Below are 9,677 nucleotides of genomic sequence, written 5' to 3' on the forward strand. Positions count from 1 at the left end.
TACCTTCCCAATCAGCAAAAACATCGTTAAATTCAGGAAAGTATTTGTCTAACCAATGATCTACTTTATTTTTAATTATATTTAAATTTTTGGTAAGGCTTTCTCGCATACTGAAATTGCTTTGCGATATCAATTCCTATAACTAATGTACTTTCTGTTATTGACATTATCTTTTCATTTTGTGTATAATTCATATTGAGTACCTCCACTAATAATTATAAATTAGGGATAAAAGTTCGAACTGTTATACCCTGTATTTTATCAGTAGGTGCTCTTTTTTTCAAAGTTCATTTTAATTCATAACAGGAATGCTCCTTTATATCACTATAAAATTACTATTTAATTTACAGAATTAATTAGTATTAATATAATCCTCAAAACATTTTTAACTTTCAAGTATAAATAACTTTTCTACCGTAGTTTTTAATAGTTTAGAAAGGTTCATAGCTAATTCCAAAGTAGGATTATATTTTTCATTTTCAATCGCATTTATGGTTTGTCTTGTAACGCCAAGCGCAGTCGCTAAATCCTCCTGTCTAAATCCAAGTTGTTTTCTTAATTCTCTTATATTATTTTTCATTTTTTCCAAGTTTCCATTTCAAAAAAGATTGAATTGCCATAAGAACAAGATTTTGCGATATTAAAAGAATAAATCCTATTCCTAATATTCCTGTTTGAGTGTAATCATAGATATCCCAAATAACTAAAAATATGGTTGTATAAACCAAAGTCCATTTCATTGCTTTTAAACTAATACTTAGTTCCATTTCATCCATTTTTATCATAATAATAACCTCCATAATGTAAAAAGTATTTTACATTATCATTTTAACATTAATCCTAACGAAATGTAAATACAATTTTACTTTTTGTTAAGTGTGGTATAAGAATAGTTTATATTAAGTTATGATAAGTTTTGTGGAATAGCAACTATGTTATATTTCATCTAAAATATTTAGAGAGAATTTATATGTTTTTTAAGCATAACAATTTTAGGCAAAGTGCTATACTACCATTTAATTTATAGGTATTATGGTATAGTTAGGTTAAATTTACAATTAATTATGAGGTGAGGAGGGATTCTAATAGATAAATCTGCATTGGTAGCTATCATTCATAGTGAACCAAAAGGAAAAAGCCACCTTTACTCTAGATGACGTTGCCCTTTTATTAAAAATGTTATTTTTATATTATTATGGATATTTACTTAGAATGTGCGCCTTAAAACTAAAGTATATTTACAATACTTTTGGGGTCTTATTTTTTAAATTAAACATGTAGTGAAAATTAATGCTAAAAATAAATATTTTATTTATGTAAGACAAATTAATTTTCAAATAAAGCGAGGGGTGCTAAATGTATTTACAGACAATAATAATGATAATTTTGATAGCAAAAATATTGGAAGGTATAAATTTAATAAGTAACACAAGTAAAACATTACTTGAATTTTCAATAAAAACGACACTTAATAATAAAAACATAAGAGAAGCCTTATCTAGAAATTTTTCTAGAACAACTAAATTACTTGGAATAACTAATATAATTCTTGCAATAATTGCTGCAATACTTTTAATTAATGCTAATAGAATTGCACAAGGTAATAGCACTATAATAATATTATTGTGCCTATTAGGACTAGTTGTAGCAATACGATTCATAGTTATTACTATATCAAAACATATAAGAGAATAAAATATTAATATGCCTTTCCTTTTCAATATATATCAATATGTTTACAAATTGTTTTAAATGCCTAATAGCAACAAAGTGAAAGTAACTCAATTGGTATTGTGTTACTTTCAGAACATCAATACACACTTAATAAATAAAACAAATTAATATAACTACATATTATTGCGTATTATTAAAAACTAATTTAATATCATTATATGACACCTGTTAATAGTTACTCTTTAATTAAAATAGAAGTTTTTATAACAAAGTTTTCATATCCAGGTACGGACAATTCATCTAAAATCACATCTTCAAAAAAATAGTCACTTAAAATTAATGTATTTTTATTAGCGAATTCAAGAATTTTTAAATAAGTTTCTACTATTGAGTCATGTCCAGTTGTATGGTAAGCCGTTAAATAGTTGCCTTCCTCTTTGGTATAGAGATTATACTCAGTCAATGGAACTGAAATTTTGGTATAAAAAAAACTATATAAATTATAATTTGCTTCCTTTACATTTTTTAGACTAAGCATTTGCCCAACAGAGAACGGAGAGATAATATTATTTTCAGTACAGCATTTTATATGCTTTGCAAAAGATAAAGGTATATTTTCATAATCTAAACTTGGAAGTGCACTGGAAATGAAATGTAATTCTTTTTCTTCCTTTATTATAAAGATTTTTTCGTCATTTATATTAAATAGAGAGTTAGTTGTTTTTATTTTCTGAGAAATTAAATCTTTTATAGCAACGAGTCTATTAATTTCTTTATCTATTTTTTTATGTTGACTATTTAGAAGGGATATCAGTTCTTTTGGATTCCTTATGTCTAAATATGCTTTGATTTCTTTTAATGGCATTCCTAATTCCTTTAATGCAGATATAACAAAAAAAGGTTCAACTTGAAAAGCAGAATAATATCTATATTCATTTTCTTCTTTTATTTTGGGAGAAAATATTCCTAATTTATCATAGTAAAAAAGCGTATGCTTTGTAACACCAACAATTTTTGCAAATTCACCGGTTGAAAAATATTTTTTCTGATTTTTATTCATAAAATGAAACCTCCTATTGACTATCGTGTAACACTACACTCTATTATATGAAATATGAAATCATACTTCAATGTGAAGTATGAAATATAGATATATTAAAGGAGCGCTATTTAATGACTAGAAATTGGATATTTATAATTTTTGCAGGAATTATAGAAGTACTTTGGGCTATAGGGTTGAAACACTCAAATAGTTTTATCAGTTTGATTGGAGTTGGAGGGCTTATTTGCTTATCATTTTTATTGTTGTTTGAGGCTATAAAAGAAGTGCCAGTTGCAACGGCTTATGCTGTTTTTACAGGAATAGGAACAGTAGGTACAGTTTTAGTTGGAATGCTTTATTTCAATGAAACTTTTAATTGGAACAAAATATTTTTTATTATCGTACTCTTGACAGGAATATTAGGATTAAAGCTTGTTACACCAAAATCAGATAAGAAAGGAGAAAATTAACATATGGAGTGGATATTTCTTATTTTTTCTGGTTGCTTTGAAGTAATTGGTGTTGATAGTATGAATAGAGTTAAAAAATATAAAAATATACAGTCTTATATAAGGTTATTTGCTGGATTTATATTAAGTTTTATTTTTTTGTCATTAGCAATGAAAGCTCTTCCTATGGGACTTTCTTATGCAATTTGGACAGGAATTGGAACTGTAGGAGGGACTCTTGTAGGTATGATCTTTCATGGTGAATCAATGGATTTTAAGAGAATTTTATGTATAGGTATGATTTTAATTGGAGTAATAGGCTTGAAATTAACAACATAAGTAAACTAATAAGCTGAAATTATTATAGTGTTTGTTATTGTAGTAATGGTTTTAGCAGTCGTTTTTAATAACACTATTTTGCCTAAATTACTTGATAAGGGAATTGAAGAAGATAAAGAAAAGGAAGAAAACCAAATAATTAAATGAGTGTTATAAAGGCATACAATATAATGAAAATTATCTTGAATGCCTTTGCTTTTTTGCAAATAGAAAACTCTTCTTCTGTTATAATTCTATTATCTAATAATTCTTTATATTTCATAATCTCATCTATTACTCTCTGGTGTTTATCCTCTAATTCCAATAACATTACCCCCAATATATTGTACTATTAGCTTCCAAAATACTTTTACCTTTTATATATCATCCTTAAAATATAATAATTAATACTAAAATAATAATATATTATATATAACAACTAATAAATACTTTTAAAACATTCTACTAACACTCTTTCTGGATTCTTCCACTATATTCCTTTTAATTATGACTATTATTCACGATTTCTATAGCTGCTTTACCTGTTATATGTTCGATTTTAATTTCAAGTAAACATACTCTATTCCATCCACTTTCAATTTCTCGCTGTCCTTCTTTAATATAGTCAGGTGAATATTTTTCAACTAAACTATCAATAGCATATTTCCTTTCGTCATCTTCTGTAAGAATCTTTGCTCTACCAAAAACAGACACACTACGAAAATGGGTAGTAAAAGTTTTTTGTATCACTTCGTCTTTTTCTATGACACAAAATGTAACCTTATCATTCCTTTTTATGCTGTCAATCTTATGCCCTTCTTTTGCACCATGAAAAAATAGTTTTCCGTCTTTATAAGCATAACTTACTGGAATGGTATATGGGTAATCATCATCCCCTATTACGCCTAAAACTCCAGATGTACACGCCTGTAAAATTCCAATTGTTTCTTCTTTGGACAATAATTGATTTTTTCTTCTCATTTCTCTGAACATAATTGCACACCCTCCTATAGTGTTACGACATATCTCCTACAAATATTTCTATAAATATAATATATATGATACCATAATTACCATAAATTAAGTATATTAAAATTTCTTTTTAAATGATTAATAGCCTTTCCCATTACACTATTGTTTCCTGTAATCTTTGTAGAAATAGGCAAAACAAAACTTCAAGAATATACTCTTGAAGTTTTTATGCCTAATCTATCTACTTAAATTTCAGATTAATATTTAAGGTATTTGTAACTAAACTCATTATTATAATAATCACTTATTTCTTTAGATTTTAAGCTATAACCTAATTGTTCAACTAGGCCCTCCCATGTGAATAAAATCAAATGATTTTCCCATTCTTTTTCTATAATCTCTTCTCTCGCAGACAATGCTACTTTACTAATACCCTTGTTTTCTTTTGGATATATAAATATAACATAACTATCCTTTGATATGTGTGCAATATTTCTCATCACTTGATAGTTGTTTAAAAATTTTTCTTCTGTTTTAAAGCTTTCCTTTATAGCAGGATTATTCTTAATTAATGGCATATATATATCATAAAACTTTTTTTTATGGTCTTTATACACTTTATGCTCCTTATCCTTCTTAATTTTTCCAAATCCATTTTCTGTGTATTTTATTTCAAAATATATTTTAATGCCTGAATCTAATTTCATATAAAAATCAAAATTAGTTTTTTTGCCTACATTTGTTTCTATTTTAGATACTTTTTCAAAACATATATCATTATAATTATAATTAATTTCACCTTTAATTCCCATAATGTTTAAAATTGATTCCAATAAATTTTCTTCAATTAACGGATAAAAGAAATTAATACACATTGCTTGGGATGAATTCAAATGATGAAAATATTTATGTAACGTTATTCTTTTGTAATAACCAGAATGAAAAAAAGAACTCCTGTACTTTTCTATAATATTCAATTTATATTTATCTTTGTGAAGAATGTACCCATATGGAATTTGTTTGTTTTTGTAGTTATATATACCATCCTCTAAAATATTGAGTACACTTCTTTTGTAATCGCCTAAATGGTCTTTAACTTTAGTTTGGAAATCATGCAAATCTATGCCTTGGTCACCTATTATATTTTTAGTATTATCTATCTCACTAAACCTTTTTATTATATCATCTTTTATTTTAGTGTCCACCAAGATCATCTCCCTATTTTTCTATATATTAATATATATTACTTAAATATTCAATAATACCAATATAGCTTATAATCTAAAAAATAAAATCCGGATACAGTAGTCTATTTACATTATTCAACATTATTTAACATTAAGAACATGTATATTTCAATCAAAAATAAGGGCTGCATTTCTGCAACCCTATACTATATGTGAAAGGTAATTCATGACTAATGCATTTTCGCTCCAAAGGGAATAATCCCAAGTTTAGCAAATTTAAAATGCTGAATCCCAAATGGTATACCTACAATTGTTATACAAAAAACTACACCTGTAATAAGATGTGCTATGGCAAACTCCCATCCGAAAACAATTAACCAGATAATATTAAAAATTAATCCTCCAACTCCAAAATCACCAATCTCTATTTCCTTTCCAAAAGGCCATAATACAAATGTGGAAATTTTAAAACATTGAATACCGAATGGTATTCCAATAATTGTAACACACAAAATTAGACCTGCTAAAAACCATGCTATAGCTGCAATAATTCCACCAAATAACAGCCAAATAATATTACCTATAAAATTCATTATCCACCTCCATTTTATCTTTATACTATAACCTAAAATTGCTCATTAAACTTTGAAGTTCCACGGCCATTTGTGTTAAGTTTTCAGCAGCATTTGCCACTTCTTTCATTAGTGCTGTCTGTTCCTGCGAAGCTGCTACTACATTTTCAGCATTTTCTGAAGACTCAATAGAAATCTTTGCAACATTCTCAATGGTTCCTACCATATTCTGCGACCCTGCACTTATTTCTTCTGTCACTGCAGACACATCTTGCATTTGGGAAGCTATATAATTTATATCCTCTAATATTTCCTCAAAAGACTTTCCTGCCTGATTAACCATGTCTATACCATCCTTAACTGCAATTGTACCATTATCCATAGCTTTAATAGCATTTACAATTTCCTTTTGTATTTCATTTATTAAGCTTGATATATTACCAGTCGCTGATGCAGATTGCTCTGCCAACTTTCTAACTTCATCCGCTACTACAGCAAAGCCCTTGCCCTGCTCACCAGCTCTCGCTGCTTCAATAGCTGCATTTAATGCTAATAAATTTGTCTGACCAGCAATAGAAGTTATTAATGATACTATACTTCCTATTTCTTTTGATTTGTCTCCAAGTATTGAGACAGCCTTTGATGACATCTCTACTTTGTCGCTAATATCATTCATTTGTTCTATCGCAGAATGTACTACATTATTGCCTTTTTCTGCCCTCTTAAAGGATTCTAAGGAAATATTTGTTACTGTTTGTACGTTATTTGATATTTGTTCCATGCCTGTAAATATTTCTTTTGCAATTTTTGTTGTATCATTAGTTATAGTAACCTGCTGCCCACTGCCAAGTGCTACCTGTTGAATAGCTAGAGAAACCTGCTCTGCGGATTGTTGTGTTTGATCAGAACTTGCGGTAAGTTCTTCTGACGTTGCTACTACTTGTTCTAAACTTTCAGTAACTTTCTTAACTATTTCTCTTAAATTATTGTTCATTCTATTTAAATTGTTTCCCATTGATCCCAGTTCATTCTCACTTCTAACATTTAATGTTTGAGTCAAATCTCCCTCAGCAATTGCATGTGAAAGATCATTTACTTCTTTAACATTTTTAGTGAGGTATCTACTAAATACATTAACTGCAAATACCACCAATACACAAGTAATTAGAATTAACAAAATCATATTAATCAATAGTTTATTAATCGGAGCATAAAGTTCCTTTTGTGGAATTGATAGAACTAAATTCCAACCTAGTTCTGGAATCTGTTTGTAATATACAAGATTTTCACCATTCTCATCTTCAAAATAAGACATACCCTCTTTATTTTGTAAAATATTTTTTCCTAGCTTTGCTATACTTGTATTTTTATCTTCTGTTATCTTACCCTTCATAGCTAATTTTTCAGAAACACCTGCCAAATATGTTCCATCTTTTCCTAGTAACATTGCTTTTCCTGTCTGACCTACTTTTATATTTTTAATATTTTCTTGTATCGTTTTTAAACTCATGTCAGCAGTTACTACACCTAAAAAGTTTTTATTATCATATATTGGTGCAGTTGTTGTTAGCATAGTCATTTTTAAAGTGTCATCATAGTAAGGTTCCTGCCAAGCAATATTTTTTTCAATATTTTTACCTATAGTATACCACGGTTGCCCTGGGTAATTGTACTGCTTCGTAGCATACTCCTCAGTTACCTTTAAATCTCCTGCTTCTTTGTATGCATAAGGTCCAAAATATTTTACATCTTTCTTATATTTATATGGTTCAAACCAAACTCCCACTCCCAATGTGTCTTTATTAGTAGAAAGTACTTCTTTCTGAGTTTTAATAATCGTTACCTTGTTTAATTGCAATCTACTAGTTCCAATAAATTTTCCTAAATCAACTGATATTTGAGCATGCTTTTGCATATCTTTATCTATTAAATTAATATTTTCTTGTAACTGATGGTTCATTCTATTTTCAATTTCAGTAGTTATGAGTTTTTTAGAAGTATAAATAGAAAAAATTCCAATTATCACTAATGATATTAATACTACTGGTAAAATAGAAATAAGTATTAGGTTCTTAATGCTTTTAGCCTTTATAATTTTTATATTTTTTCCCATTGTTAATTTTGTCATCTCCTCAGTTTTTATATTATTTGAATTATGTTCCCATTAAATTATCGGATAAACTTATTTTAACTTTATGTTGTCTTTAGAGATGCCTTAATATAATAAATTTATTCTACTACAATTAATCAACATATTTAAAAACAGCCACTAAAATTTAATTTTTAGTGGCTGTTTTCTTTAAATAGTTTTTCAGTTTTTCTATGAAGCTTCTTTTGCTTTAATTGCTTCTTCAATTAATTTAGTGGTTTTTTCTAGTCCAAAGACTGCACTGTTAACCGTTAAATCATAGTTCTTAATACGTCCCCATCTACGTTCCGAATAGATTTGATAATATGTTTCTCTTGCCCTATCAGTTTTGTTTAGCGTTTCTTCCACATTTTTTTCTGATATTCCATATTCATATTGAATACGCTTCATTCTACTTGCTTTATCTGCATGAATAAACACATGGAAACAGCTTGGGTAATCAGCTAAAATTGAATCGGAACAATGTTCCATAATTACACAAGATTCTGTATTTGCAAGCTTCATAATAGACCTTTTTTCTGATTCGTAGATAGCATTTAGAGGATCTTTCTCCTTTTTAGAAAAGGCATATCCTTGAGATAATAACTGATTTAACAACAAATTTGGAACAAATTGATCATTTTCTGCAATAAATTTTTCAGAAAGTCCTGTTTCTTCGGCAGCTGTTTTTAATAACTGCATGTCGTAGAAAGAAATACCTAAATCTTTTGCTATTTTTTTACCAATGTTACGCCCTCTACTACCATATTCACGACTAATTGTCACTACTAGTGGATGAATGTTTTGATCAGTTGATAAACCTTGACTAGTATTAACAGTTACCGATTTATCTTTAAATACAGCATCCATGAAACTCAAACGCTTATTTATTAAACGAACGAGGGTTCCAACTAATAAAGCAGCTAAAACTGTTCCTTCTCTTATTCCATTTAGTCGATGAAAAAGAATAAACGAAAAAACAAAACCACAAATTACAAGTGTAACATCGAAAGCTACTTTTAATTTTCCAAATTCCTTCTTCGTAACTATTGAGATGGCACTAACTACTCCTTCACCAGCCATCATAACAACATCAGCAGTTACTTCCATACTAACTCCAAGAGCAAGAATTAAACAACTAAGTACAAATAATCCTATTTGAGCAGGATAACTAGTCACACTTATCCATGATAACAATCCCATAGTAAAATCGGTAAAATAGGCAAATAATCGAGTAGGTAAAAGTCGGTAATAAATTTCCGACTTCTTTCCTCTCACAGAACCGTACGTGCGGACCTCGCATACGGCTCCTGGCAAAACTAAAAATTATTTATT

Annotated in this window: 12 protein-coding genes; 3 read left to right on the forward strand and 9 right to left on the reverse strand. The window is 28.3% G+C overall.

Annotated elements, in window-relative coordinates; all coding sequences use genetic code 11:
* Positions 1–385 precede the first annotated feature (385 nt).
* The gene (locus KPL37_RS18205) at positions 386–580 is read right to left on the reverse strand and encodes a helix-turn-helix transcriptional regulator (RefSeq protein WP_216151511.1); all 195 of its coding nucleotides are present in this window, start codon (positions 578–580) and stop codon (positions 386–388) included.
* On the reverse strand, positions 570–785 hold the full coding sequence (locus KPL37_RS18210) for a hypothetical protein (protein WP_216151500.1): 216 nt from the start codon (positions 783–785) through the stop codon (positions 570–572). The genes KPL37_RS18205 and KPL37_RS18210 overlap by 11 nt, the downstream gene beginning before the upstream one ends.
* A 571-nt stretch (positions 786–1,356) precedes the next feature.
* Between KPL37_RS18210 and KPL37_RS18215 the strand changes: the two genes are divergently transcribed.
* The gene (locus KPL37_RS18215) at positions 1,357–1,695 is read left to right on the forward strand and encodes a hypothetical protein (RefSeq protein WP_216151501.1); all 339 of its coding nucleotides are present in this window, start codon (positions 1,357–1,359) and stop codon (positions 1,693–1,695) included.
* Between the two features lie 214 nt (positions 1,696–1,909).
* Here the strand turns inward: KPL37_RS18215 and KPL37_RS18220 are convergent, their stop codons facing one another.
* Positions 1,910–2,734, reverse strand: a complete 825-nt coding sequence (locus KPL37_RS18220; protein WP_216151502.1) for a MerR family transcriptional regulator — start codon at positions 2,732–2,734, stop codon at positions 1,910–1,912.
* Between the two features lie 113 nt (positions 2,735–2,847).
* Between KPL37_RS18220 and KPL37_RS18225 the strand changes: the two genes are divergently transcribed.
* A complete protein-coding gene (locus KPL37_RS18225) occupies positions 2,848–3,186 on the forward strand; it encodes a DMT family transporter (RefSeq protein ID WP_216151503.1) in 339 nt (112 codons plus the stop codon).
* A 3-nt stretch (positions 3,187–3,189) separates the two neighbouring features.
* A complete protein-coding gene (locus KPL37_RS18230; protein ID WP_216151504.1) occupies positions 3,190–3,504 on the forward strand; it encodes a DMT family transporter in 315 nt (104 codons plus the stop codon).
* A 139-nt stretch (positions 3,505–3,643) separates the two neighbouring features.
* Here KPL37_RS18230 and KPL37_RS18235 read toward each other — a convergent pair whose 3' ends face one another.
* The 6 genes from KPL37_RS18235 to KPL37_RS18260 form a co-directional block, all read right to left on the reverse strand.
* Complete coding sequence (locus KPL37_RS18235) at positions 3,644–3,808, reverse strand: hypothetical protein (protein ID WP_216151505.1); 165 nt, start codon at positions 3,806–3,808, stop codon at positions 3,644–3,646.
* A gap of 176 nt (positions 3,809–3,984) precedes the next feature.
* Positions 3,985–4,476 (reverse strand): pyridoxamine 5'-phosphate oxidase family protein, encoded by a 492-nt coding sequence (locus KPL37_RS18240; RefSeq protein WP_216151506.1) that lies wholly within the window; start codon positions 4,474–4,476, stop codon positions 3,985–3,987.
* 236 nt (positions 4,477–4,712) lie between these two features.
* On the reverse strand, positions 4,713–5,660 hold the full coding sequence (locus KPL37_RS18245; protein ID WP_216151507.1) for a PGN_0703 family putative restriction endonuclease: 948 nt from the start codon (positions 5,658–5,660) through the stop codon (positions 4,713–4,715).
* 212 nt (positions 5,661–5,872) lie between these two features.
* Positions 5,873–6,235: a YccF domain-containing protein gene (locus KPL37_RS18250; protein WP_216151508.1), complete on the reverse strand. Its 363-nt coding sequence runs from the start codon at positions 6,233–6,235 to the stop codon at positions 5,873–5,875.
* A gap of 25 nt (positions 6,236–6,260) precedes the next feature.
* Positions 6,261–8,327, reverse strand: a complete 2,067-nt coding sequence (locus KPL37_RS18255; RefSeq protein ID WP_216151509.1) for a methyl-accepting chemotaxis protein — start codon at positions 8,325–8,327, stop codon at positions 6,261–6,263.
* A 207-nt stretch (positions 8,328–8,534) separates the two neighbouring features.
* Positions 8,535–9,620, reverse strand: coding sequence for a DUF6198 family protein (locus tag KPL37_RS18260; protein ID WP_343216306.1), 1,086 nt, complete (start codon positions 9,618–9,620; stop codon positions 8,535–8,537).
* Positions 9,621–9,677 lie beyond the last annotated feature (57 nt).

It is taken from the genome of Clostridium frigoris, from assembly GCF_018861865.1.
Lineage (GTDB): Bacteria > Bacillota > Clostridia > Clostridiales > Clostridiaceae > Clostridium_AD > Clostridium_AD frigoris.